Annotated in this window: 24 protein-coding genes and 1 other annotated feature; of the genes, 17 read left to right on the top strand and 7 right to left on the bottom strand. The window is 51.8% G+C overall.

The window, feature by feature from the left end; translation table 11 throughout:
• Positions 1–148 precede the first annotated feature (148 nt).
• From ACFQI7_RS22810 to ACFQI7_RS22795, 4 genes are all read left to right on the top strand, one after another.
• Entirely contained in the window at positions 149–1,051 is a 903-nt protein-coding gene (locus ACFQI7_RS22810) for an SDR family NAD(P)-dependent oxidoreductase (RefSeq protein ID WP_218102060.1), read from the top strand.
• Between the two features lie 112 nt (positions 1,052–1,163).
• Positions 1,164–2,039, top strand: coding sequence for a radical SAM/SPASM domain-containing protein (locus tag ACFQI7_RS22805; protein ID WP_218102059.1), 876 nt, complete (start codon positions 1,164–1,166; stop codon positions 2,037–2,039).
• Between the two features lie 194 nt (positions 2,040–2,233).
• Complete coding sequence (locus ACFQI7_RS22800; RefSeq protein WP_218102058.1) at positions 2,234–2,803, top strand: histidine phosphatase family protein; 570 nt, start codon at positions 2,234–2,236, stop codon at positions 2,801–2,803.
• Positions 2,804–2,900: 97 nt separating this feature from the next.
• Positions 2,901–3,461, top strand: coding sequence for a GNAT family N-acetyltransferase (locus ACFQI7_RS22795; RefSeq protein ID WP_218102057.1), 561 nt, complete (start codon positions 2,901–2,903; stop codon positions 3,459–3,461).
• Positions 3,462–3,481: 20 nt separating this feature from the next.
• On the opposite strand, the gene ACFQI7_RS22790 is transcribed toward ACFQI7_RS22795, so the two are convergent.
• The 3 genes from ACFQI7_RS22790 to ACFQI7_RS22780 form a co-directional block, all read right to left on the bottom strand.
• A complete protein-coding gene (locus tag ACFQI7_RS22790; protein WP_218102056.1) occupies positions 3,482–4,276 on the bottom strand; it encodes an arylamine N-acetyltransferase family protein in 795 nt (264 codons plus the stop codon).
• A 29-nt stretch (positions 4,277–4,305) separates the two neighbouring features.
• Positions 4,306–4,938 (bottom strand): nitroreductase family protein, encoded by a 633-nt coding sequence (locus tag ACFQI7_RS22785; RefSeq protein ID WP_218102055.1) that lies wholly within the window; start codon positions 4,936–4,938, stop codon positions 4,306–4,308.
• A gap of 63 nt (positions 4,939–5,001) precedes the next feature.
• The gene (locus ACFQI7_RS22780; protein WP_218102054.1) at positions 5,002–5,952 is read right to left on the bottom strand and encodes a DMT family transporter; all 951 of its coding nucleotides are present in this window, start codon (positions 5,950–5,952) and stop codon (positions 5,002–5,004) included.
• Between the two features lie 164 nt (positions 5,953–6,116).
• On the opposite strand from ACFQI7_RS22780, the gene ACFQI7_RS22775 reads away from it, so the two are divergent.
• The 5 genes from ACFQI7_RS22775 to ACFQI7_RS22755 all read left to right on the top strand — a co-directional run bounded on the left by ACFQI7_RS22775 (position 6,117) and on the right by ACFQI7_RS22755 (position 11,916).
• Complete coding sequence (locus tag ACFQI7_RS22775) at positions 6,117–7,454, top strand: aminotransferase-like domain-containing protein (RefSeq protein ID WP_218102053.1); 1,338 nt, start codon at positions 6,117–6,119, stop codon at positions 7,452–7,454.
• A 107-nt stretch (positions 7,455–7,561) separates the two neighbouring features.
• Positions 7,562–8,386: a MerR family transcriptional regulator gene (locus ACFQI7_RS22770; RefSeq protein ID WP_218102052.1), complete on the top strand. Its 825-nt coding sequence runs from the start codon at positions 7,562–7,564 to the stop codon at positions 8,384–8,386.
• Between the two features lie 46 nt (positions 8,387–8,432).
• On the top strand, positions 8,433–9,686 hold the full coding sequence (locus tag ACFQI7_RS22765) for an MFS transporter (protein ID WP_218102051.1): 1,254 nt from the start codon (positions 8,433–8,435) through the stop codon (positions 9,684–9,686).
• Positions 9,687–10,210: 524 nt separating this feature from the next.
• Positions 10,211–10,753 (top strand): PadR family transcriptional regulator, encoded by a 543-nt coding sequence (locus tag ACFQI7_RS22760; protein WP_218102050.1) that lies wholly within the window; start codon positions 10,211–10,213, stop codon positions 10,751–10,753.
• Positions 10,754–10,755: 2 nt separating this feature from the next.
• Positions 10,756–11,916, top strand: coding sequence for an MFS transporter (locus ACFQI7_RS22755; protein WP_218102049.1), 1,161 nt, complete (start codon positions 10,756–10,758; stop codon positions 11,914–11,916).
• A gap of 36 nt (positions 11,917–11,952) precedes the next feature.
• Here the strand turns inward: ACFQI7_RS22755 and ACFQI7_RS22750 are convergent, their stop codons facing one another.
• Together ACFQI7_RS22750 and ACFQI7_RS22745 are read right to left on the bottom strand one after the other, a co-directional pair.
• A complete protein-coding gene (locus ACFQI7_RS22750; RefSeq protein WP_329958276.1) occupies positions 11,953–13,146 on the bottom strand; it encodes an oxalate decarboxylase family bicupin in 1,194 nt (397 codons plus the stop codon).
• 266 nt (positions 13,147–13,412) lie between these two features.
• Entirely contained in the window at positions 13,413–14,108 is a 696-nt protein-coding gene (locus ACFQI7_RS22745; protein WP_218102048.1) for a cupin domain-containing protein, read from the bottom strand.
• A gap of 180 nt (positions 14,109–14,288) precedes the next feature.
• Positions 14,289–14,517 (top strand) — a binding site (T-box leader).
• 92 nt (positions 14,518–14,609) lie between these two features.
• On the opposite strand from ACFQI7_RS22745, the gene ACFQI7_RS22740 reads away from it, so the two are divergent.
• Positions 14,610–16,142 (top strand): 2-isopropylmalate synthase, encoded by a 1,533-nt coding sequence (locus ACFQI7_RS22740; protein WP_218102047.1) that lies wholly within the window; start codon positions 14,610–14,612, stop codon positions 16,140–16,142.
• Between the two features lie 110 nt (positions 16,143–16,252).
• Here the strand turns inward: ACFQI7_RS22740 and ACFQI7_RS22735 are convergent, their stop codons facing one another.
• The gene (locus ACFQI7_RS22735) at positions 16,253–17,050 is read right to left on the bottom strand and encodes a helix-turn-helix domain-containing protein (protein WP_230415501.1); all 798 of its coding nucleotides are present in this window, start codon (positions 17,048–17,050) and stop codon (positions 16,253–16,255) included.
• 145 nt (positions 17,051–17,195) lie between these two features.
• Between ACFQI7_RS22735 and ACFQI7_RS22730 the strand changes: the two genes are divergently transcribed.
• From ACFQI7_RS22730 to ACFQI7_RS22705, 6 genes are all read left to right on the top strand, one after another.
• On the top strand, positions 17,196–17,645 hold the full coding sequence (locus tag ACFQI7_RS22730; RefSeq protein ID WP_218102046.1) for an SRPBCC domain-containing protein: 450 nt from the start codon (positions 17,196–17,198) through the stop codon (positions 17,643–17,645).
• A gap of 139 nt (positions 17,646–17,784) precedes the next feature.
• Positions 17,785–18,696: an SDR family oxidoreductase gene (locus ACFQI7_RS22725; RefSeq protein WP_218102045.1), complete on the top strand. Its 912-nt coding sequence runs from the start codon at positions 17,785–17,787 to the stop codon at positions 18,694–18,696.
• Positions 18,659–18,835, top strand: coding sequence for a hypothetical protein (locus ACFQI7_RS22720; protein WP_218102044.1), 177 nt, complete (start codon positions 18,659–18,661; stop codon positions 18,833–18,835). The genes ACFQI7_RS22725 and ACFQI7_RS22720 overlap by 38 nt, the downstream gene beginning before the upstream one ends.
• A 369-nt stretch (positions 18,836–19,204) precedes the next feature.
• Positions 19,205–19,762 (top strand): TetR/AcrR family transcriptional regulator, encoded by a 558-nt coding sequence (locus ACFQI7_RS22715; RefSeq protein WP_230415499.1) that lies wholly within the window; start codon positions 19,205–19,207, stop codon positions 19,760–19,762.
• Positions 19,763–19,892: 130 nt separating this feature from the next.
• Complete coding sequence (locus ACFQI7_RS22710) at positions 19,893–21,266, top strand: MFS transporter (protein WP_218102043.1); 1,374 nt, start codon at positions 19,893–19,895, stop codon at positions 21,264–21,266.
• 35 nt (positions 21,267–21,301) lie between these two features.
• Positions 21,302–21,646 (top strand): luciferase domain-containing protein, encoded by a 345-nt coding sequence (locus tag ACFQI7_RS22705; protein ID WP_218102042.1) that lies wholly within the window; start codon positions 21,302–21,304, stop codon positions 21,644–21,646.
• A gap of 30 nt (positions 21,647–21,676) precedes the next feature.
• Here the strand turns inward: ACFQI7_RS22705 and ACFQI7_RS22700 are convergent, their stop codons facing one another.
• The gene (locus ACFQI7_RS22700) at positions 21,677–22,921 is read right to left on the bottom strand and encodes an MFS transporter (protein ID WP_230415496.1); all 1,245 of its coding nucleotides are present in this window, start codon (positions 22,919–22,921) and stop codon (positions 21,677–21,679) included.
• A gap of 372 nt (positions 22,922–23,293) precedes the next feature.
• On the opposite strand from ACFQI7_RS22700, the gene htpG reads away from it, so the two are divergent.
• Positions 23,294–25,174 carry a molecular chaperone HtpG gene (gene htpG, locus ACFQI7_RS22695; protein ID WP_218102041.1) on the top strand — a complete coding sequence of 627 codons (1,881 nt, stop codon included), beginning with the start codon at positions 23,294–23,296 and terminating at the stop codon, positions 25,172–25,174.
• Positions 25,175–25,778 lie beyond the last annotated feature (604 nt).

Below are 25,778 nucleotides of genomic sequence, written 5' to 3'. Positions count from 1 at the left end.
GCCTGTCTCTTAAAGTGCAATTTTGCTTATTTTTTCCACGAAAGCCTTGTTGGCGAAATTCCTATTGACGAACGGAAGAAAATAAATTAAGGTTAGCTTACAAGATAAATGAATGAATCATTCATTTATGAATTGCGAGGAGGAATGAATGAAGATGGAAGCGAATACGAAGGGAACGGTATTCGGCAAATACGTGATTATTACCGGCGCCACCAGCGGCATAGGCTTCGCTGCGGCCAAGGAGTTCGCCCAACGTGGCGCAATTGTGGGGATCGTTGCGCGGAATCAGGCGAAAGCGAAAGAGGCGGCCGCGCAATTGAAAGCTGCCGCCGGTCATCATACCAAGGTCGACATCTTTGTTATGGATATGGCTTCTCAAGCGTCGATTCGAAGCGGCGCTGCGGATATTTTGGAGCGATGGCCCCGAATTGACATCTTGATCAATAATGCCGGTGCGATGTTCGTTTCGCGTAAGCTAACGACGGACGGAATCGAGATGACCTGGGCGGTCAATCATCTCGGTCCCTTCCTGCTGACGAAGCTGCTACTGGATCGGTTGAAAGAGAGCGGTCATGCACGCATCATAACGACCGCTTCCCATGGCCATAAGATGGCAAAAGCGGGGATTCGCTTTGATGATCCGAGTGCCAAGCGTCTCTACGGTTTCCCCCTGAACCTGCTGGGCGGCGCCAATGTTCGTTACGGCGAGACCAAGCTCGCCAACGTTATGTTCACGGCGGAATTAGGGAGACGGCTGGAGGGAACGGGGGTCACAGCCGCTTGCTTCGATCCCGGCCTGGTTGCGACGAACTTTAATCAAGACAACGGATGGTTGGCGCGCGTGACGATGGCTGTGATGCAAAAGTTTTCCCGCACGCCCGAACAGGGGGCAGAGACGTTGGTCTGGCTGGCGGACTCCGATGAAATGAATGCCGCTAACGGGGGGTATTACAAGGAGATGCGAGCGGCAATTCCTTCCGAGGCCGCCCGGCATAAGGAGGATGCGAAGCGCTTATGGGAAATGAGCGAAGCGCAAATCGAAATCGTATAAGATGTTTTGCTAAAAATACACCGTTTCTTGTCCATGCCCCCCATGTTATGATGTAGGATATAATCGAAGCCTATAACAAATAATCCTACACATCTGGAACGGGGATATCATCTTGAAAACATTTAAAAAAGTGTATATAGAAATTACGAGCATTTGCAATCTCGCCTGTACATTTTGCCCGCCGACGGAGCGAAAAGCAAATTTCATTAAAGTGGAGGATTTCTCGAAACGATTGGATGAGATTAAGCCGCACACCCATTATATTTATCTTCACGTGAAAGGAGAGCCGCTTCTTCATCCCAAGATCGACGAGCTGCTGGATCTTAGCCACGAAAAAGGGTTCAAGGTCAATATTACGACGAACGGAACGCTGATCGCGAAAAACCGGCATAAGCTGCTGGGAAAGCCTGCGCTGAGACAGATGAATTTTTCGCTCCACAGCTTTGACGGACACGAGGGCTCTACGAACCGAGAAGGATATTTGCGCGAAATTCTTTCCTTCGTCCGCGAAGCGGAGCAGCATAAGATCATTTTTTCGTTCCGTCTATGGAATTTGACGCAGGACAATATAACGAATATGCAAAGGAGCAGAAACCGCCAAACGCTCGAAATCATCGAGAAGGAGTTCGGCTTGGATTACAAGATTGAAGAAAAAGTAGTGCCGGGCGAAGGACTGCGAGTCGCCGACCGCGTCTATTTGAACCAGGACTATGAATTCCAGTGGCCTAGTTTGACGGCGCCGGAGGATGAAGGCAAAGGATTTTGCCATGCGCTTCGCAGCCAGGCGGCCATTCTCGTGGATGGGACTGTGGTGCCATGCTGTCTGGATGGGGAAGGCGTTATCAATCTGGGCAATATTCATCAGACTGCCTTTTCCGATATCGTGAATGGGGAGCGGGCGAATAACCTCGTAGAAGGATTTTCCCGCAGGGAAGCTGTCGAAGAATTATGCAGAAGGTGCGGGTATAGGCAAAGGTTTGGAGCGTAATCGCGGTTGATTTAAGATTGTGGGCTGCCGGTATGAATCGGTAGCTTTTTTTGGCGTTATCGGAGTTTATAGCACTATAATTAAAAATAGGAAAATCCGCATCAGCTTGTTTCTCTTTATTCCAGTTAGCTGTTCCTTATAATGAAGCCTGGAAGCTAAAAGCACCATTCATCTATTGGATAACGGAGGCAGGTATGACAACTTATATTTATATGGTGAGACACGGGGAATCGCCGAAGACGGAAGGATCGGAGAGAACAAGAGGGTTAATGGAGAAAGGCAAGTCAGATGCGTGTCGAATCACGGAATTATTGACAGGAGAGGGGATCGAAGTATACGTTTCAAGCCCATATCGGCGGGCCATTCTAACCATTGAAGAGTCCGCTCGAAGGTCGGGACAAGAAATATTACAATTTGAAGAGCTTAAGGAACAAAAGTTTTCTAACGAAGATATCCGAATGCCCGATAACGAATTAATGCCTTTGTTGAAAAGGTCGTTTTCCGATCCGAGCTTTGCTTTACCGGGAGGGGAGACGAACCACGAGTGTCAGAACCGGGCTATAACCGTGTTGAAACAATTATTAACAACCTATCAAGGACGGCGAATAGCGGTCGGCACGCATGGAGCCGTAATGACTTTAACGATGGGGTATTATGACAAACGGTACGATTTGGATTTTTTACTGAACACGACCAAACCGGATGTATACAGGATGGAATTCATCGGTCAACAATTTGTCGGGGTTAAGAGATTGTGGATATGAAGTAGAGGGTTCCCGTGAGTTTTCTCCCCATACAGATGCTATACTTAATGGGAGCTCATAAATTTACTAACCCGATTCCCGGAAGGGGTGTACGTCATTGGATGCATTGGAGTACTTCGTCACCGACGAGTGGGACGACGCGCGCTGGTCTGCAGCGGAGCGAATCTACGAGCAAGCATTTCCCCTTGACGGCAAAAAAAGCCGCGAGATCATTCGCCGTATGTTTGAAAGAAAGATGTGTCAGCTGCACACGATCGCACAAGACTCGGAAATGGTCGGCATGGCGCTAACCGGAATCGATCGGCAAGCCGGCGCGCTCATCATCGATTATTTGGCGATTCGCCAAGAGGTACGCGGCCGCGGGTATGGCGGGCTCATGCTGGACCGGATTAAGCCGTGGACCCGCTCGGTTACGGAGTGCAAAGGGATCATCGTCGAGGTCGAATCCGAACCGACGGAGGAGAACCGCCGGCGAATCCGTTTCTGGGAAACAAACGGCTTCCATCTCACGGCTTACGTTCATCAGTACATCTGGGTACCCGAGCCTTATCAGGCGATGTATTTGAACTTCGATGAGACGAACGGGCTGCCGGAGGACGGGAAGACGCTGTTTCGCAGCATTGCAGGATTTCATGAAAAGGCGTATCGTCGCAAGTGAACGGCTCGTATGGATTTGACTTACTCACGCGGATTGATTTGCATGCCAAAATGCTGTCGTAACAGCTCCTCGTATCTCGCTTCGTCAATCGATTCTTTTGTAACGATGCCGTGATTCCATTGTGTGAAAGAACGGTTGGTCAATGTCATGTTGCCGGCGTCTGTCCGTTTCGTGAGCAGCGGATGTTTATTGAATGGAGATTGCTCATGCGCGGCGATGATGTTCTGGATCTCGCTGCATTCGGATAGATCGGCGATAGGCTTGCGGGAATCGAAAGCATATCCGGTGTTCCAGTCGGTATCTTTATATTTGAGCTTCATTTCCAGTACAAAATCCCCATGCTCGCTATCCTCTTGCCTGATCCGAAACTGGCCGTTGCTGGAACTTACGGTTTCACCGGTTAACGGCACGGGGGTTAGCGGCAAATTTCCTCCAAACCCCGTGTCGACAACATACGTCTTATTCTCGTGCGTTAAAAGAATCGCGGCATGCGTTCTTCCGAATGGGGCATATTCCCGCATGGTTTTGTTAAATACAATGCCGCGCGTCAAGACTGCGTCAAAGCCATTCTCGATAAGGAACAATTGCAGGAGCGAATTTAATTCGTAACAAAGACCGCCTTGTTCCTTTATCAACATGTCGTCGATGAGCTGCTCGGCGCATATATCGCTCGTACGATGCTCGATAATGCGCAAATTTTCAAACGGAATCGCTTTTGCCGTTTTTTCCAGAATGGAATTCAAGCTTTCAAAAGAGAGCGGATCGTTGGCCGGAAACCCGATTCTTTGACGAAATAGAGTGTTCAGCTTGCTCAAACGTCTTCCCTCCCTATCCTGTATGTTGTTTAAAAATGATTCCAGACGACCGTTTGGCTTACCGGAAACCGTCCGGACGGACGTGCCGGAGTCGCCGCCTTACCGATCGCGACCAACAGGACCGGTACGTATTGTTCCGGAACGTTGAATGCTTCGACGAATTGGCCTGGGTTATACCCGCCCATCGGGCAAGAATCGAGCCCTTTCGCTCTCGCCGCGAGCATGAGCTGCATGGCGGCCAGCGATGCATTGCGAATCGCTTCATCGCGCGGGACGGTTGGTATGTTGGCATACGCCGATTCGATTTGGTTAATCAGGTTCGCTTTAATCTCCTCCGGCATCATACCGGCTTGCACGGCAGAGCCAAAGACGGCCTCGGCATTCCGATTCGCCTGCAGGTTTCCGAGCACGGCGACGACGACGGACGCATCGACGACCTGCTTTTGCCCGTTCGCAATAGGCAGCAGCTTTTGTTTGGCCGCTTGGTCGGTGATCGCGAGAAATTTCCAGTGCTGAAGATTCCAGGCCGACGGCGCGCTGCCGGCGATTTCCAGCAGCTCCATGATCTCTTGCTCGCTTAATTTATAACTCGCATCGTAATGCTTGACGGCACGGCGTTCCCGGACGGTTTCGAAAAAATCGGCTTTTACAGTAGATGTCATATGAATATTATTCAGCTCCTTGTCGAATGGATCGTTCCCTGAATTATATTGTTTCCAGCCTCATTAAGCCTTTATCCGGTCGGAATGAAGCGATCCCTGCTTTATTTTTTTTCGCCCGAGGCTCAAATTTGCTCCCGTAACCCCCACTATAATGAGCGCCGAACCGATGAGATGATATAACGTGATATCCTCTCCAAGGAACATTGCCCCGACCGCGATGGAGACGATGGTCGACAAATTGGAAAATACGCTCATTTTGGAAGCTTCCATCTTGGACAAGGCGTAGTTTGCCGTCAATGCGGTCACGAGCGAGGATAATACCCCGAGGTACACGATCGATACGAGAAAGGGACCGGATGCGAGCGGCGCGACGAGCAGATCGAGCGTGCCCGCGGCCGCGTGACTGGCGAGCGATACGGCGAAAAATGTGACGAAGCCGATGCCGAGCATCATATAGGTGATTTCCGCCGGGCTGAACGTTCGAAGCAGCGAGCGGGCCAGCACATTGTATCCGGCAAATGCGAGACACGATAAAAACAAAAGGAACATCCCCGTCACGTTCGTCCAATCGATGCTGCTTCCCTTCATCACAAAAATGAACAAAACGCCGAATACCGACAGGAAAATGGACAGCCTCTGCCGCACGGTTGTCGCTTCTTTCAAAAAAATGAAGGCGAGCAGCATCGTCAGCACCGGCGTGAAGGCATATAATATGCCTCCTTCGGAAGAAGTGGCGTGCTGCAGTCCGAACGTCTGAAATGTAAAGAACCCGAGCGGATACGTGACGGCCAGCAGAAGCGCTTTGTATAACGGCTTGCCGCGATAATGGAGCCGAACCCGGCCGAGCAAGACCGGTATCGTCATGACGGCAAACGACAGGGCGAAACGAAAAGCTAACGTATCGATCGGGTTGGCGTATTCGAGCGCCATCTTTGTAAACAGGAACGATAATCCGATGATGGACGCATTCACGACCGTCAGCAAATAAGCCAGTTTGATTCCTTGTTGTTCCATGATCGGTTCCTCCTTTCGAATGGAAGTCGGGATCGCGTTCGCGAACGATATCCGGTAACGCCATCGTATGACGAAATACGGGTTCGAACAATACGTTTTTTCCACAACTGTATCGATACAGTTGTCTCGTTTATTATAATGGGAGGAGAAAGCAAGGGGACGGTATGAAAAAATATGTGTCTATTCTTTCGGAGATGGAGCAGCAGTTCGCGGAAGGTCGGTATCGTCCGGGTCAAAAGATGCCTTCCGTCCGCAATGCCGCGAAGGCTTACGAGTGCAGCATCAGCACCATCATCCGGGTCTATGCGGAATTGGAGAAGCGCCACGCGATCTATTCAATCGCGCAAAGCGGCTACTATGTCGTCGGAGACCGGCAGCAGGGCGAGGAGAACGATACGATCGATTTCGCATCGGCGTCTCCGGACGTCAACGTATTTCCGTACCTGGATTTTCAGCACTGCTTGAACCAGGCGATCGATACGTACAAGTATCACTTGTTCACATACGGCGATGCGAAAGGGCTGGAGAAGCTCCGCCTTACGCTGACTTCCCATTTGGCTGACTCCCAAGTGTTTGCGAAGGCGGAGCGGATCGTGGTGACATCGGGCGTGCAGCAGGCGCTGGAAATTTTGGCGAAAATGCCGTTCCCCAACGGGAAGTCGGCCATTTTGGTCGAGCAGCCAAGTTACGATATTTATTTGCACTTCCTTGAAGCGGAGGGAATCCCGGTTTGCGGCATTGCGCGCAGCGCGGCGGGGATTGATTTGCTGGAGCTCGAGGCCATATTCAAGACCGGCGATATCAAATTTTTTTACACGATGTCCAGACACCACAACCCGTTGGGCACTTCGTACAGCATGGAGGAGAGGAAAGCGATCGCCGCTTTGGCCGGCAAATACGACGTATACGTTGTGGAAGACGATTATATGGCCGACTTGGGCGAAGATCAAGGGTTCGATCCGATTTACGCCTACAACCGGACGTCGCACGTCGTTTATTTGAAAAGCTTTTCGAAAATCATATTCCCAGGCTTGCGGCTCGGCGCCGCCGTATTACCGGAAGCGCTGTTGAGTCCGTTCCAAACGCGAAAAAGATATGCCGACACTTCGCTCCTTTCGCAGGCGGCGCTCGAAGTATATATCAAAAACGGGATGTACGAGCGGCACAAGCGCAAAATTGGCAGCCAATACGCGGCGCGGATTCGCCTGTTGAATGAGGCAGTGAAGCGGCATAACGAAGCGGGACCGATCGCAATAACGGAACAAAGCTCCGGCGTGTACGTGCAATTCAAGCTGCCGCAAACGGTCAATCTGGAGCGTCTGACGAAACGGCTTGAAGCGAGGCATATTCTCGTGATGTCCGGCAAGCGATTTTATTTGTCGGATTACCTGGAGCGGGACAAGTTTTTGCGGATCAGCATTTCCCGGGCGAAGCCGGAGCGGATCGACGAGGGGATACAGGCGATTGTCGAAGAAGCGAAGCGGGGAAGCTGGGAGGAGTAAAAACGTCTATCTGATAAAAAAGCAGTTGACTTTCCACAGCGGTAGAACGTTTATACTTGCTCTGAAGTTGAAAAACGGCATGCCAAGGCCTCGGAAAGGAGAAGCTTATGTTTAAAATCAGCGAGTTTTCCAAGTTGAGTCAAGTCCCGGCCAAAACATTGCGGTTCTACGATCAGCTAGAGCTGCTCAAACCCGCTTATACGGATCAACAAAGCGGCTATCGCTATTATACGAGCGAGCAACTGCTGCAATTGCATCGGATTCTCGCGTTCAAAGATCTCGGTTTTACGCTCGAACAAATCCGGCAGCTGCTCCATGACAACGTGTCTCCTGCGGAAATTCGCGGGATGTTCCGATTGAAGCAAGCCGAGGTGCAGAGACTCGTCCAGTCGGAAATGGAGCGGTTGACCCGCATCGAAGCCAGATTGCATCAGATTGAGCGGGGGGGCGGCGAGCTGCCTTCGCACGAAGTGCTCGTGAAGCGGGTTGCGCCGATCATGGTCTTGTCATTGCGAGAGACGACAAGCCGAGCCAGCATTCCCGGATTGTTCGAAGAAATCGACACGTATTTGCAATGGGCCGGCGTACCGCAGACCGCTCCTCACATGGTCGTATGGCATAGTTGTCTGGAATGCGAGAGCAGCATCAATCTGGAAGTCGCTTGCCCGATTCCGCATCAAGTGCCGGACTCTGCCCGGTATCGGACGAACGTGCTTCCGGAAATGACCGTAGCGTCGGTGACCCACATCAGCCGACCCGAATTGGAATCCGCGGTAAGTGTAGACCTGGGCTCGTGGATTGAGATGAACGGCTACCGGATTAACGACGAAGTACCGAGCCGGGAAATTTATACGCCGATGCAGGAAGACGGCAAGCAAATTTACGTTACCGAAAGCCAAATGCCGATTATCACGGCGGGCGTGGCTCTTTGAGCTCACAAGGCGCTTGTTCGCTAGTTGAGATAACAGGAGATGGAGGATGATGAGCATGCGAACGATGGAGCCAATCGACTCAACCAACGAACTTGGCGGCCGAAGAAGAACGGCGGCGATCCTGATGCTGGCGCTTTGCGTATTCATTATCGGCACAGCGGAGCTGCTGCCTATGGGACTGTTATTGCCCATCTCCGGCGATATCGGCGTAACCATTCCAACGGCCGGCATGCTCGTAACCGGGTACGCACTCGGCGTTGTCTTCGGCGGTCCCGTACTCTCGATCTTGACCGGCCGACTGCCGCGCAAAGCGCTGATGTGCTCGCTGATTGTATTGTTTATGGTGGGCGGAGGCATCTGCGCGGTTGCGCCCACATACGCAATATTGATCATTGGCCGAATCATCAGCGCATTGGCGCACGGCGTCCTGTTCGGAATCATGGTTGTCACGGCAAAAACTATCGCCCCTCCCGGCAAGGAAGGCGCAAGCATCGCTATGGTCGGATCGGGACTTACGATCGCCGTGATCTTGGGCGCGCCGCTTGGGGCTTTCCTCGGTCAACAGTTTGGCTGGCGGCTGCCGTTTCTTGTCGTGACGCTGCTTTCTTTTGCCGCTTTGCTAGGCATAATGAAGCTGGTTCCGTCCATGCCGAGCACCGAAAGCGCACCGATCAAAGGACAGCTGCGCACGGTGAGCCGTCCCCAATTCATCTTGGTGCTGCTGATGACTGTGTTTGGAGCGGGAGGCACCTTCGTCGCCTTTACGTACATTACTCCGATTTTGGAGCGAATCACTTTATTATCCGAAGGAGCTATTTCCGTTGTACTGCTTATTTTCGGTATCGGTTCCATGATCGGCAACTTGCTTGGAGGCAAATGGTCGGATCGACGGCTGCTGCCGACGCTGTTTGGCGGTATGGCGCTGTTGGCCGTATCGATGGCGTTCTTTTCCATAACGAGTCACAATAAAGCCGCTGCGATTGTTACCGTGTTCGTCTGGGGGATGGCCGCGTATAGCATCATTACGCCGCTCAATATCCGCGTGCTCCAGAAGGCAGGGCATGCGCAGGAACTGGCGTCGACTTTGAATATTTCCGCCTTTAATTTGGGCAATGCGCTAGGCGCTTATATCGGCGGGCTTGTCATCGACAGCACGCTGGGACTGCCCGCCGTACCTTGGGCAGCCTCGCTCGTCACCGTTGCAGGCATCGCTTTGACCGCCTGGAGCGTCCATTTGGACCGGCGGGTCGCCGGTTGTACCGAAATCGGATCTGCCGGGATGGGCCGTTGTGAAGCATAGCTTGCAAAAAAAGATCTGGAAATCGTTCCCAACCATTTTAGTTATTTATGGTAAAATACAACGTAAATGACTTGAAATGGAGCGCATTGAACCTTATGGCTTACAAGGTTTGTGACCATTGTAAAGAGGAAAATCCGGAACATGCTTCCGTTTGTTCTAGCTGCAGTCGCCCGCTTCATAACGCTGCATTGTTTGGAACGCCAAGCCATCGTGGGCGGGTTTTAAGTTTTACATGATGACCCGGATAAGAGCAGCGTAGGCAAAGGATTAATTATTTTCGGCTTAGTTATGTTAGTAATCGGATTCATTTTTTTGAACATCATTTTTTAAGATGTTCTTTTTTTTGTGATTTGACAAGTATACAAAGGACCGCTCAGCGCCGTAAGCTCATGCTGCCGCGTTGTTTGTATGCTTGTACGAGACACGGCCTGATACGCAGCTGCTTGTTGACACATATATCGGTCCGACATATAATACATGTATCGATAAGATATATCGATTCGACATATATCGGAGGTATGGTAATGTACGAATTGTTTGTGCTGGGCGAGTTGATGACGGGAGAGAAACACGGCTACATGCTCCAGGAAATACTCAAAAACGCCGCCGGACCGGGTCGGCAGATCAGCTCGGGAACCTTGTACCCGCTGCTGTCCCGATTAGTGGATAGCGGACAGATCCATCTCCGGCACGAGGAAGAATCGGAGGGAGGAAGACTTAGGAAAGTATATGCGCTGACGGAAGCCGGACGCGTCCGATTTCACGAGCTGATGGAGGAACCGCTCGAGTCCAATACCGATACCGAACGGCTCATTAATTTTAAAATGGTCTATTTCCAGTATGTGACGAAGGACGTTCGGCTTGCTTGTCTGAAGCAGTATTTGAACCATCTCCAGACGATACGGAAATACGTGAAAAACTTCGAAACGCAGCTTATTTCGCATAAACCGGAACCGGCCAAACAACGCAACCAGCTGCTTCGCGTGTTCGATCACAGATTGCGTGTCGGCGAGGCCGATATCGAGTGGGTCACAGAGGAAATCGAACGAATCGAAAGGGAGGAATAACGATGGAACGACTATGGACCAGGCCGTTTATTCAAATGACGGTAGCTATGCTGTTCTTGTTTACCGCGCTATATTTGCTGCTTCCAACGCTGCCGCTGTACATTAAGCAGCTCGGAGGAAGCGAGTCGCAGGTCGGACTGGCGGCGGGGGTATTTACTTTGTCCGCCGTCGTGTTCCGGCCGGTCGTCGGGGGGCTGCTCGACCGGTACGGCCGGCGGCCGTTTATTATATGGGGACTGCTCGTTTTCGTGTTGTCGATGTATGTGTACGACTGGATCGCCGGCATTGCGGCGTTGATGGCACTGAGGGTGCTGCACGGCATCAGCTGGGCGTTCTCCACAACCGCTGTCGGCACCACGATCACGGATGTGATTCCGGCCAGCCGCCGCGGGGAGGGGATGGGATGGTTCGGCATGGCGATGACGGCGGCGATGGCGATCGGGCCGGTGCTCGGGATATGGCTGATGAACAACCATTCATCCCATGGGTTGTTTCTTACCGCGGCGGGATGCTCCGCAGCGGCGCTGCTCGTGGCGTTCGCTACAAAAATCCCGTTCCAGCCGAAAGCCGGAACGGGACGTATCGTCCTATTTGAAAAATCGGTGTTGCCCGTGTCGGCGACGACATTTTTTCTGGCCGTCGTGTATGGCGGAATTACGGCATTTGTGCCGCTGTTCTCCGAATCGATCAAGGTGAATCCGGGCACGTTCTTCCTCGTATATGCGCTCGCGCTCACCGTCATTAGGCCCGTCGCCGGCAAACTGTCCGACCGAAGGGGAGCGGCATTCGTTATTGTGCCTTCGCTGATCGTCACGGCTGCCGCTTTGCTCGTGTTAAGCGCTGCCGACGGACTGACCGGCGTCATCATTGCCGCCATTTTGTACGGCATCGGATTCGGCTCGGCGCAGCCGGCCCTTCAAGCGGCCAACTTGCGGCTGGCCGATCCGGACAAACGAGGGGCGGCTACGGCGACCTTCATGACCGCATTCGATTTGGGCATCGGTCTGGGGTCGATCGTACTCGGATGGGTTTCCCAATACGCGGGCTATCCGTTTCTGTTTACGGCCAGCAGCGTCTCGGTTGTCATTTCGCTATTGATTTTTATATTGTTCGTCAGACGGTCACTGTTGAATTATCAAGTGAAACAAAGTATCGCTCCATGAAAATATATTATCCTTGACACTATCCGTTCCTTGCGATCATTTGGGATAGTAAGTGAATCCGGGATGCTTGACGACCGGCGATTTCACTTTTTGCAGATGCTCGATCAGCTCCGGCCCGACGTGCAAATTGTTTTGCACAAGCTGCCGTGGGGTAAGGGCCATCCATTGGTTTAAGGAAATATCGACAAACCGGTCGCTCTTGAATATTTCCAAAAACCATAAGGTTTCATCGCCGGTGTTTTGGATGTAGTGGCCGAAAGCGAACGGAACATAGCCGACGTCCCCTGCTCTATAATCGAAGGTCCGCGCTGCCCCGTTGCCTGCAAATACGGTCATGCGCCCTTGCCCGGTAAGATAATACTGCCACTCGTCGTTATTCGGATGCCAGTGAAGTTCCCGCATCGCGCCGGGCTTGATCTCAACCAGGGCGGCGGCCACTGTTTTGGAGATCGGAAAATTGGTGGAGTCCACAATGCGCACGGATCCGCCGGATGTTTGCAGCGGTGCTTGGGCCAACAGTCGATGCTTGAAGCTCAGAGGCGTCGTGCCGTAAGGGGACTGCACTTCTTGACTGGCTAGCGGACCCGGCGGCTGATCTTGATATATGTACACTTGTTCGGACGGGATGGAATCGAACGCACTCTCGGGGACGCCGAAATTGGCGGATAGGACGTCTTTGGGGGTATGCGCAAACCAATCGGAGATCGATAGCGTATTCAGGTCGGAGAAATGTCCGTCATCGAACACCAGCAAAAATTCGCAGCCTTCCGCAAGCCCTTGAATCGAATGCGGCAAGCCCGCCGGAAAATACCAAAGATCGCCCGGTCCGACGTCCGCGATAAAGTTGCGTCCGTTCGCATCGATCGAAGTAATGCGTGCACCGCCCCAAATCATGTAGGCCCACTCCGCTTGTTGATGCCAGTGCAGCTCGCGTACTCCTCCTGGAGTCAAGCTCATATTAACGCCTGCAAGGGTGGTGGCGATCGGCAAATCCCTCACCGTGATTTCCCTGGACCATCCGCCTTGATTGAGCTGCATGTGAGTGTCGGAGAACGACATTTTCAAATTCGGCACTAGCCCCGAATCCGTAACGGGAGGGACTAACAAATCCGGATTTTCCAGATCCCGCATCACATCGCGAGGGCCGAGATCCGGCCCTCCGGCACCGTCTACCCTGATCGGCTGAGGGACGTTAAACGGTTTTTCGCTGTTCGGCGGCTTAGTTTTCATAGGTATCGGATTCCTCCAATGCATGAAATAGCAAGGAACTTCTAAACGAAACGTACATCGTAATTTATGAGTCATGACCGGTTAATATGAAAAAGCCTTTTGGGCCTGCATAATAGTGCCCGAATGGGCTGCGCAGGAGCTCGTCGGAGTCTGAGGGTACCTTCCAAGAGATGCGCGTGCTCTATATATGACAAAAAATCGTGATCTCGACGGATCACGATTTTTTTATATGACGGGGCTATGTTTCGCCGGAACCGGCCTTGCGCTCAGTACTGGTTCCAATACCCGATCCCATTGCCGATGACCGGCTGTTGGTACTGCGGATAGTAGAAGTTCTGGCGATGGTGCTGCCCATAATATTGCTGGTTCGGGTGGGCCGGATTCGAATAAGCGGGGTTCGCCGCCGTCTTGCCTTGCGCTTGCGCTTGCTTGCAATCGTTGGGCGGGCCGATGAAGACCGTATTGGTGATCGGAGCGAGCGTCTCTTTTACTTTCGCCTCATCGAGACAATACGTGTGTGCAAGCACGCTAGCCGGTGTCAATCGCAGCAGGTCGGAACCGCCGATGAATTCCGGAACCGGCGCGTCGAAGATGGCGATTAAATGCGTGTTATCGACCGAAGCGATTTCGTAGTGCCACCAGCCTTGGGGCACATTCGCGACTTGACCCGGCTGGATGGGGAAATGGAGCAGCTCTTTTGTAAAAGGATTAACGATCGAAACTACAGCTGCGCCGCTTACGCAATAGACAAGCTCAGAAGCGTTTTGATGGATATGCGGTTCGACTACATTGCTCGTGCTGAGAAAAATATCGAGCATCGATACGTTTCCAAGCGTGTTCAGCTCGTTGATGGAAAGAGCGTTGATATAGTTCCGCTCATCCTTTTTGAAAAACTGATTATGGCTCAAATCGTAAGTAAATTGCGCATGCGGCGAAGTAAAATCCATATAAGAGGTCGCCATTCCGTTCCCTGCCCTTCGAAGCGTGTTGTGGGCTTTTGCCCGATAGCATACCTTATGCAGCCGTGCAGACAGGGGTGAGACATTTTTCCGGCGATCAGCGTCCAACGATAAAAAAGTACAGTGCCTGCTATTGACAAAACGATTCGCACGGCATATAATTGCCAATAATTAATTCAAAATTCAAATGTTGCGATTAGAAATAGTAGAAGTGAGTTAACCTTTCAGAGAGCCGTTGGTCGGTGCGAAGCGGCAGCGTTAATCATTTCGAACTCGTCTATGAACTGTTGCCTGATATGTAGGGTTAGCCGGAGTTCCACCGTTACAGGGATAGATGGTGATGGCCATCGAATGAGCTCATTTCGCAAGAAATGAATTAGAGTGGTACCGCGGGTTCAACCTCGTCTCTATACGTAGAGACGGGGTTTTTTTGTTGGTTAAATTCCGGGTTTAATCAACCCCGCTTCATATACAGACAATCCAATTGCTTAGGAGGAACATCGAATGAACCGTAAAATTATCGTATTTGACACAACATTGCGCGACGGCGAACAAGTACCGGGCGCCAAGCTGAACATACATCAAAAAATAGAGATCGCCCAGCAGCTCAAGCGGCTTAACGTAGACATAATCGAAGCCGGGTTCCCCGCTTCTTCCGCCGGTGACTTTCAAGCGGTGCAGGAAATTGCCCGCAGCGTAGGTGACAGCGTATCGATTACCGCGCTGGCCCGTGCAGTCCAAAAAGACATTGACGCCGTCTACGAAAGCGTGAAATTGGCGCAAAACCCGCTCATTCATATCGTGCTCGGCACCTCGAACATTCACGTGGAGAAAAAATTCAACCGCTCCAAGGACGCCGTCATGCAGATGGGGGTTGACGCGGTCAAGTACGCGAAAACATTGCTGCCCCATGTGCAATATTCCACGGAGGATGCATCGAGGTCGGATTTTGAATATTTGTGGAAAACGATCGAAGGCGTCGTAAAAGCGGGAGCGACGATGATTAACGTGCCCGATACGGTTGGCTATGCCATTCCCGAGGAGTTCGGCGACCTGATTCGCAGACTTAACGACCGTCTGAAAAATTTGAACGACAGTGTCATCCTCAGCGTGCACTGTCACAACGACCTTGGGCTGGCGACGGCCAACACGCTCAGCGCGATCAAAAACGGCGCGCAAAAAATAGAGTGCACCATCAACGGCTTGGGCGAACGGGCCGGCAACGCTTCTCTGGAAGAAGTCGTCATGGCACTGAAAGTAAGGGAAAGCTCTTACAACTGCTACACCGATATCAATACGAAAGAACTGCTGAGAACGTCCAGGCTTGTGAGCCATTTGACGGGGCTGGATGTGCAGGTGAACAAAGCGATTACGGGCGAGAACGCCTTTGCGCATTCCTCCGGCATTCATCAGGACGGCCTGCTGAAAGATAAACAGGTGTATGAGATCATGTCGCCGGAAGAAGTCGGGGCGGAAAGTATGGAATTGATCCTGACGGCCCGTTCCGGCCGGCACGCCTTCAAAAACGCCGTAGAGAAAATGGGCTTCGATACGAGCGATGCGGCGGACTTCGAGCTGCTGTTCGAGAAGTTTCTCACTTTGGCCGATGCGAAGAAAGAAGTGTACGATCACGACGTATTTTATCTGGTCACCAATCACCGTACCTTGGGCGACGGCAGCACCCATCTGTACGAGCTGGAATCGTTCCAGGTCGTGAGCAACGATCTGTATCCTACGGCTACCATCAAGCTCAGAAAAGGCACGGAGTCGATCAAAGGAAGCAGCGTCGGCGACGGCCCGGTTGATGCCTTGTACAGCGTCATCAAAAATTTGGTCGGCCTGGAAGTGCAGTTGAAGGATTATAAAATCAGCAGCCTGTCCCGCGGGAAAGAAGCGATGGGCCGCGTGAACATTCGCATTGAATACGAAGGCAGAATTTATTCCGGACGCGCGATGGATACGGACATTATTAAAGCGAGCGCCAATGCCTTCCTGAACGGGATTAACGCCGTTCTGCTCGATGCGGCCAATAATTGAACGCTAGGGAAATAACCGTCGCGGCGTCTTCCGGAGGAGGACGCAAACAATAGATTAGCAATCCCCTGCAGGCTTCGGCTTGCGGGGGATTTGTTTTGCGCCGGCTTGGTTCAAATGTTGTTATTCCGGACATATTGCATTGGGGATTTGCCGACTGCCGCCTTAAAGTCTTTACTGAAATGGGCCTGATCGGAGTAGCCGAGCTCTAGCGCCAATTGCGCCATATCCATTCCGTTTTCCAGCAATTCGCCGGCTTCGTGCATCCGATACCGCTGAATGACCCATTTGGGACTCACCCCGACATATTCATGGAACAAGCGCTGTAAGGTGCGCTTCGGGACGCCGAAACGGTCGACGAGCTGTTCGACTTTGGTCATGCTGCGATCATGGATGATTTTATCGATTACATTGTTCAGCAATTCAACCGTTTCATCGCGTTCCGGCATGTTTTGGCGAAGCAACGATTCCACGAGCCCGATCCGTTGTTCCCTATCCTCCAGCGCGAACAGCTGTTGTTCAAAGGCGCTGCTATCGATAGCGAAGCAGTCGGAAATCGGTGCGATGCGGTCCGTAAGCGCGGACATCGGCTCCTGAAAGTAGCAGTGGAAAGCCCCCGGCCTGAAAAGGACCCCTACGATCTGTCCTTTCTCTTCGAGAACGTGGGCGGACTTTTTACTCTCGATGCCGCAAATGCGGGAATGACCCCGCTCGAAAACGACGTTTACTCCCGGATGCTGCAAAACCTCTTGGGCATAAGGGGCTTGTCCCCGCAAATCCCAATCGACGAGCCAATAATGCTGTACAAAAAAGCGGAGGTAGTCGGAAGGAAGATATCGGGTAAGCGAAAACTTCGTTTTTCCTGTATCGTAATGCAGTATCCCCATATTCGGATTTCGTTCTTTAGTCACAGCAGTTCACCTCATAGTATATTGGCGCGTTTTTACAAGAACGAGAGCGTGACCCGTGCTATAGTTTCAATGAAATCGGTCTGCGGTAAAGAGCTTTGTCGCCGCAGCAGGACAATCGTTTTTTTCATAAAAGGAGGCCATTACGATGAAACTAGAGTACGTATTTTATATCGGCACGCACCCCGATGAAGTGTGGGACGTGCTGTTCCATCCGGAAAAATCGTTCAAAGCGTTTCTGGGCGGGGTCATCCGTTCGACTTGCCGCGTCGGCGACGATATTGAATTCGTAGGTCCCGGTGCGGACGGCGAGCAGACGGTTCATATCTACGGCAAAGTGCTGGCGTATGAACCGAGCCGGGTATTGAGCTATACGGACCACCCTGGCCCTTCCCATTATGCCGAACACGCCGAGATGGAAAGCCGCGTTACATTAACCCTCGAGCCTTTCGGTTCATGCACCAAGCTGCATCTCATCAACGATCAATGGACCGAGAATAACCCGCTGTTCGGCAAAACCGAGCGGTACTGGTGGATGATTTTGAGCAATATCAAATCCATCGCGGAAACCGGAAAACCGCTCGATTTTGGCTTCTGAGGGACTCTCTACATTGTAACAAAGTGTATAAATAAATAACATGAAGCACAATTTGATTCGTTCCTCTCAACTATGACAAGAGATGACATCGTTATGTTCTACAATCGGATAGAATCATTCATTCGAGGGGGAGAAAACAATGAAATCGTTAGCTGGAAAAGTGGCTTTGGTGGCAGGAGCAACCCGCGGCGCCGGCCGGGGCATTGCGACGGAATTGGGAGCGGCCGGAGCTACCGTCTATGTGACAGGGCGTACGACACGCGCGCAGCGATCCGAGTACAACCGTCCCGAGACCATTGAGGAAACGGCAGAACTAGTAACCGCGGCCGGCGGGACAGGGATCGCCGTACCGACGGATCATCTCGATCCCGCTCAAGTGCAAGCGCTCGTAGCGCGGATAGAGCAAGAGCAGGGACGGCTCGATATTTTGGTAAACGATGTGTGGGGCGCGGAGTATATGACGGAGTGGAATGTGCCCGTTTGGGAGCACTCTCTCGATAAAGGGTTTCGCACGCTCCGGCTTGCGATTGATACGCATATCATTACAAGCCATTTTGCGCTGCCGCTGCTCACGCGAACCGGGAGCGGGCTGGTCGTCGAGATGACGGACGGAACGGTGGAATACAACATGAAAAACTATCGATTATCGCTGTTCTATGATCTGGCCAAAACTTCGGTCATCCGCATGGCGCAATCGCTCGCGCACGAGCTTTTACCGTATCGATGTACGGCCGTGGCGCTCACGCCAGGCTGGATGCGCTCCGAGATCATGCTCGATCACTTCGGCGTCAAGGAGGACAACTGGCGCGGCGCCACCGCGAAGGAGCCGCATTTCGTGATCTCGGAAACGCCGCGCTTCGTAGGTCGCGCCGTTGCGGCGCTTGCCGCAGATCCGGAAGTCGCCCGCTGGAACGGGCAATCGTTGTCCAGCGGACAGCTCGCGCCTATATACGGTTTCCGCGATCTGGACGGATCGCAGCTGGATTGCTGGAGGTATATCGTCGAGGTTCAGGATGCGGGAAAGCCGGCGAACGCTGCCGGATACCGTTAATGGAGAGTCCCATGGTTGTTTGCGCCAAGGCGGGGTAGCGGGAGGCTCGATTGTGGCTGATGGCACACTGGAGGAAGTGACCGCGGTCGAAGCGTCGTTCACCGGTCCGTTTCTGCGGGAGCATTATATGGCAACGTAAATTTTTCGAAAGAAGACGAACGGCCCGGGTTTCTCGGCAGCACCCGTTAGGGTGCGGTCTTTCATCTGCAACATGGGTGTAACATTATGGAGGGGGCTTTCGATCGCAGGTTCTTCTCTGGCGAGAAACGAAAGCGGCCACCATCGTGCGGCATTCCCTGCGCTCATTATCATTCCGGCGATCGGCACCTTGACTATTTGCAAAAATTGCCGTAAGATAGTTACAAATGAAAGTAAGCACTTGCATACTATGAGCGTAAATGTATCGTTACGAAGTGACCTTTGACGAAGTCAACGGAGCGAGAAAGGATACATAGGAGCTGGGAAGGAGGAGAATTCCGTTAGCCAGACTAAAAGCAGCAGCGAGAAATTGCTGACGGCCGTCATTGATTTGGTGGCGGAGAAAGGGTACCACGGCGTTTCCACCAAAGAAATTGCCGCCGCCGCCGGCGTGAATGAAGTTACGCTGTTTCGTCATTTCGGCAGCAAGCAAAATTTGCTTGAATCGGCTTTTCATCATTTTCACTACGCCGAGGAGATGAAGAAGCTTTTTAGAGAGAAGCTCGTAGGGGAGCTGTATGACGATCTGCTGCTTATCAGCCGGACGTACCACAGCATTATGTACCGCAACCGGAAAATGCTTCAGATCGCGCTCAAGGAAAGCGGCATTTTCTCCGAGTTTCGCGAGAAAGCGAATAAGCATCCTCAGCAGTTGAAAGGAATGCTGGCCGAGTATTTCAATACGATGTACGAGAAGGGCAAGCTCATTGAGACCGATACCGAACTGCAAGCATTGTCCTTTATGTGGATGAACTACGGCGCGTTTATTAGCAATCTGCATTCGGATGGCGCTTCATTCCCGTCCGTTACGATGGACGCGTTTATCGAACAAAGCGCTCGAACGTTTACAAGGGCGTTAACGCCCTGACTTGATTGGGATTCTAAAACTTTTGCGAATAGGCTCCTGCATTTGGAGCTTTTTTCACAGCCTTAATGCAAGTGAGTACATGCATGCATGCGATTGCGGATGATTTTACTTTTGGAAGGGGAAACGAAACATGGAAAAGCAAGCGCCACGGCAATCAGGAGATATATTGATCCGCATTCTGATGTTCACGCTCACTTTGTCATCGATGAGCGCTCTTATGTTTAACATTGTGCTGCCGGAAATCAGCAAGGAGTTCGGCCTTACGATCGCACAAGTCAGCTGGCTCACTTCGGCGTATACTTTGATTTACGCCATTGGAACGGTTACTTACGGGAAGCTGGCCGACAAATACAAGTTGAAAAATGTATTGACGGTCGGACTGCTGCTGTTTGCCTTCGGTTCTTTGATCGGCCTGGCTTCGCATACATTTTGGATGGCGCTCATCGGCAGGTGCATACAGTCGGCCGGCGCCGCCGCCATTCCGGCTACGGCCGTCATTATTCCGATCCGCTACTTCGCGCCGGAACGCAGAGGTTCCGCACTCGGCATGACCGCCGTAGGTCTCGCGCTCGGCAGCGCGCTCGGTCCGGTCATTTCCTCGATTATCGTCAGCGTCGCGCATTGGCGCTGGTTGTTCGGCGTACCGCTACTCATCCTGATCACGCTTCCTTTTTACCGCAACTATTTAGGCGATGAACAGAATAATGGCGGTACGTTCGACTGGCTTGGCGGGGGATTGCTCGCAGCCGCTGTCTCGCTTCTCCTGCTCGGCGTAACGAACGAAGCCTGGCTTTACCTTATTGGCAGCTTGCTCTTCGGCGCGTTGTTCGTCGTGCGTATCCGGTCCGCCGCCGTTCCGTTTGTACAGCCTGCCATCTTCGCCAACAAAAGCTACACGTTTGGCATTATGATCGCCGTGATCATAAACGGAATCGGTGTTTCGCTTTATTTTCTCAGTCCGCTGCTGCTGTCCCGCATCTTTGAACTGCCGTCGTATTGGATCGGCTTCGCCATGGTTCCGGCCGCTGCCGCTTCCGCGTTTCTGGGGCGCAAAGGAGGAAAGCTCGCGGATTTGAAAGGAAATTCCTATTTATTTATGATCGCGTCCGCATCGTTGCTAGCTTGTTTCGTTTTGCTGTCGAGCTTTACGGCCGTGTCGCCATGGCTTATTGCCGCATTCCTTATATTCGGCAACGTGGGTCAATCGTTCATGCTCATTGCGATGTCGAATTCCGTTTCCAAGACGATGCCGAAAGAGATGATCGGCGTAGGCATGGGCATTTTCTCGATGCTTAATTTCATTATGCAAGGCATTGCTACCGGCGTATACGGCAAGCTGGTCGATTTTTCAGCTGCCCACCCGTGGAATCCAATCAACGTGAATCCCGGCAGCGCGGTATTCAGCAATATGTATCTTCTGCTTGCCGCTTTGCATGCCGTCATCTTGCTCGTGTACTGCGCACAGTTCGGAACGAAGAAGACGAGCGTTCAGGTCAAAGGGTAGTGGGAAGCCAACATCGAAAGGAGTGCGATGATCCGATGAATACAATACTTGAACAACTGGAGGCGGAGATTCTCTCTTGGGAGGGAGTGATCGTCCGGCCGCACCGTTTCGGCGGAATCGAGTTTCAATATCGCGGAAAGGAGCTCGGGCATTTGCACGGGGAGAGCATAGCCGATCTGCTGTTCCCGCGCAACATGCGGAATGAGCTTGTAGAAAGCGGTCGCGCGCATCCGCATCATATATATCCGGATTCCGGGTGGGTTACGCGGTACATCCGTGGAGCGGAAGATGTGCCGGCTGTCATCGAGTTATTTCGGATGCAGTATGAGCGGATGAAGGGCGACAGCTTTGAGCGGAGTGTCGAGCCGAAGGAGCAATAACCGGACGCATTCACCGTCTTCTGGTGAAATCTATCCCCGCGCAGGCTCCGGTTTCCCTGCTTGCAGCAGCACTTTGTTGCCCAGCATCGTCAGGCTTTGCACCATCATCAGCAGGCCGGTTCCGATCAACAGCCATTCGATGGGAATGACATCGGAGACCGGTCCGAACACCAGCATCCCGAGAGGCATCATGCTGCTTGCGATCATGCCGAAGACGCCGAATACCCGGCCCATCAAAGCTTCATCAATTTTTTGCTGCAGCAGGACGGTGGACGGCGTATTAAAGAGAGGCATCGCCACCCCGGTCAATACCATAAAAAGCAAATACAGCCAAAACAGCGGCACAATGCCTAGAACAGCGGTGCACACGCCGATCACCAGATTGGACAGCCCCATCGTGTGCACTTTGTTTTTGAACCCGCCCCAAACTGCCATAACGAGGCCGCCGATCATCATCCCGCCCGAGAACGTGACCTCAATCGCCGTCAAGCGCCATACATCGTTGCCGAAGCTGCGCGAAACTTGCAGCGGCGTCAGGAAAGCGACGGGCGCGGCCAACATCATGAACACGGCATTAAACAGGCAGAACGTTTTGACGAAGGCATGGTTGTTAATGTAGGCGATGCCTTCGCGCATATCGTTGAAATAGCTGACGGCCTGACCGGACGCAGCTTTGGCATGAGCGGGCACGTTCAGGAACAGCAGCAGCATCAGCACCCCGATCGCCGCAGTAATGACATCGATGAAGAAGATCGCTTCAATAGACACCATCGACAGCAGCGCGCCGCTCAGCATTGGCGATACAAGCGTAACGAGCGATTGGATGCTGCTGTTGGTGGCATTCACCTTCGTAAGCTTGTCCTCCGGCACAAGCTGCGGAACGAACGCGCTGATCGCCGGCGTCTGCACGCCCGTACCGAGCGCGCGGATTGCGGAGACGACGAAGAGCAGCCAGAACGCGTCGTAGCCGGACAAAAAAAGGATGGCCAGCAGCATTGTAGAGGCGGCGATGGACGAGTCCGAGACGATGATCAGCAGCTTCCGGTTGTAGCGGTCGGCCCATACCCCGGCGAACGGAGACAGGAAGAACGTGGGCAGAAAGCCGCAAAGGATCGAGATCGTCATCATGATGCCCGACTGCGTATGCAGCGTGATATACCACATAATGGCGTATTGAACCAAAGAAGACCCGAACAGCGAAATGCTCTGGCTGAACAGGAACAGGACAATATTTTTTTTCCACCCATTGCCGGTCACTTGCATTTTCTCTCCCATCGGTACTGCTTCATTGCTGCCGCGCGCCACGCCATATCCATCTCGATCACATAAGCGGCATAGGCGCAGAAAGCGACTGAGTACTAGTGTAACCATCCCGAATTGGAATTATTTAGCGCGTTTGGAATGCATATTGCGATCGAGGGAGCGCAGCCATATTTTGTTGTGATATTAGGTTCGCGGATATGTTCTTTCGTGCAACGCCGGCTTGATCTCGTATTGACATTAAAAATGAGGAATGATATAAAAATGAATGGGTGGCACTCATAGAGCGAGAGTGCTAATAACGACTATCGCATTGTTTCATTTGTAGACAACTGAAATTGACGCAAATCGATGTAACTGTTGCAACGCCAGAGAGGAGAGATTCAAATGGAGAAAAAGCAGTTTCAAGCAGAATCCAAACGGCTGTTGGAAATGATGATCAATTCGATCTATACGCAAAAAGAAATCTTTTTGAGAGAATTGATTTCCAACGCCAGCGACGCGATCGATAAGATTTATTACAGAGCGTTAACGGATAAAGACCTGGTTTTCGACAAAGACAACTATTTTATTAAAATCGTTCCCGACAAACAAAGCCGTGTGCTCACAATTAGCGACACCGGGATCGGGATGACCAAAGAAGATCTGGAAAACCATCTGGGCATCATTGCCAAGAGCGGATCGCTTGCCTTCAAATCGGAGAACGCAGCACAAGAAGGGCACAACATTATCGGCCAATTCGGCGTCGGCTTTTATTCCGCGTTCATGGTAGCGGACGTCGTGACGGTCATCAGTAAAGCTTTGGGCTCGGATACCGCGTACAAATGGGAATCGACCGGTGCGGACGGATACACAATCGAGCCGTGCGAGAAAGATACGGTCGGAACCGACGTTATTTTGAAAATAAAAGCCAATACGGAAGACGAAAGCTACGACGAGTATTTGGAAGAATATCGTTTGAAATCCATCGTCAAGAAATATTCCGATTTCATCCGGTATCCGATTAAGATGGACGTTACGGGCAGTAGACCGAAAGAAGGCAGCGACAACGAATTCGAAGACTACAAGGAAGAACAACGCGTCAACAGCATGGTTCCGATCTGGAGAAAAAATAAAAACGAGCTGATGCCGGAAGATTACGAAATGTTTTACGCCGAGAAGCATTACGGCTTCGACAAGCCGCTAAAGCATATTCATATCAGCGCGGACGGGGCTGTCGTATACCAGGCGATCATGTTTATCCCCGAGAACATTCCATTCGACTACTATTCGAAGGAGTTCGAGAAGGGGCTCGAACTGTACGCGAACGGCGTACTGATCATGAACAAATGCTCCGACCTGCTTCCCGACTATTTCAGCTTCGTCAAAGGGATGGTCGATTCGGAAAGCTTGTCGCTCAATATTTCCCGAGAAATGCTGCAGCATGACCGGCAACTTAAGCTGATCGCGAAAAACATCGAGAGCAAAATCAAAAGCCAACTGCTCAGTATGCTGAAGGATGAAAGAGAGAAGTACGACCAATTTTACAAGTCGTTCGGCAGACAATTGAAGTTCGGCGTATACAGCGATTACGGTACGCATAAAGAAGTGCTGCAGGATCTGGTCATGTTCTATTCTTCCAAAGAGAAGAAGCAAGTGACGCTGGAAGAGTACGTATCGAGAATGCCGGAAGACCAGAAGTACATCTACTACGCGACCGGGGAATCGAACGAAAGAATCGAGAAGCTGCCGCAGACGGAACTTGTGGCCGACAAAGGTTATGAAATCTTGTACTTTACCGACGATATCGACGAATTCGCAATCAAGATGCTTATGAAGTACAAGGACAAAGAATTCAGATCGGTGTCCAGCGGCGATCTCGGCATCGAGGCGGACGATACGGAGAAGGAATCCGATGCGGAGAAGAACGAGAACAAGGAATTGTTCGACTACATGAAAGAACAGCTGTCCGATAAAGTGACAACCGTCAAAGCTTCGAAGCGGCTCAAAACGCATCCGGTCTGCTTGTCCACCGAAGGCGAAGTGACGATCGAGATGGAAAAAGTGCTGAATGCGATGCCGAACAATCCGAATGTGAAAGCCGACAAAGTGCTTGAAATCAATACGAACCATGCGGTGTTCCAATCGCTCAAAGACGCGTTCGACAGCGATAAGGAGAAGCTGAAACTGTACACGAACCTGCTGTACAGCCAGGCGCTGCTGATCGAAGGATTGCCGATTCAAGATCCGGTCGAATTTACGAACGATATTTGTAAAATCATGGTTTAAACAGAGCTGAGACAGGCATCCCTACATCGCATTCGACGATGGGTGAAGGGCGGCCTGTTTTTTTATTATTTGCGCACCGCCACGCCAAGCTTGAGCCGATCGGAATGGCGCAGCGTGTGCAGCACGCGGACGTTTAACCAGAAGACCGATGAATGCGAACACGAGCGTATCGGTCAAACAAAACACGTGCATGAAATATGTAATATATCGAAACAAAGGTTTGCCCGCTTTCACTTGGCGTATCCACATTCGGGTTAGCCAAAAGAAAAAGAGCAGCGAGACGACGGTATACCTTATTTTCCACCAATGATGCTCGTATACGCCAAGACGTATGAACAACCAATCGATCCCGCCGTACAAAAGGCGAAAAAGACGATCCAGCGGACGGTCAGCTGCGAAGTTCAGATCAGCATGGCGGCAACGGGAACGGCGGCAAGGTTGGAAACAACCGCTCCGATCATATTGTTGCCGACGAAGCTTAAAAAAAGAACGACGGTAGTTTATGGAGTGGATATATAATTCCATTTCTAACTGATTATGGATGTATTATGCTGCGCGGCGTTTTTTTTATTCGCAAAAAAACCGCTCCATGTTTGCCGAGCGG

The organism is Paenibacillus allorhizosphaerae, assembly GCF_042659105.1.
In the GTDB taxonomy this organism is placed as follows: domain Bacteria; phylum Bacillota; class Bacilli; order Paenibacillales; family NBRC-103111; genus Paenibacillus_G; species Paenibacillus_G allorhizosphaerae.
The sequence above is the reverse complement of the archived record's forward strand: the minus strand, read 5'-3'. Positions and strand labels throughout refer to the sequence as shown.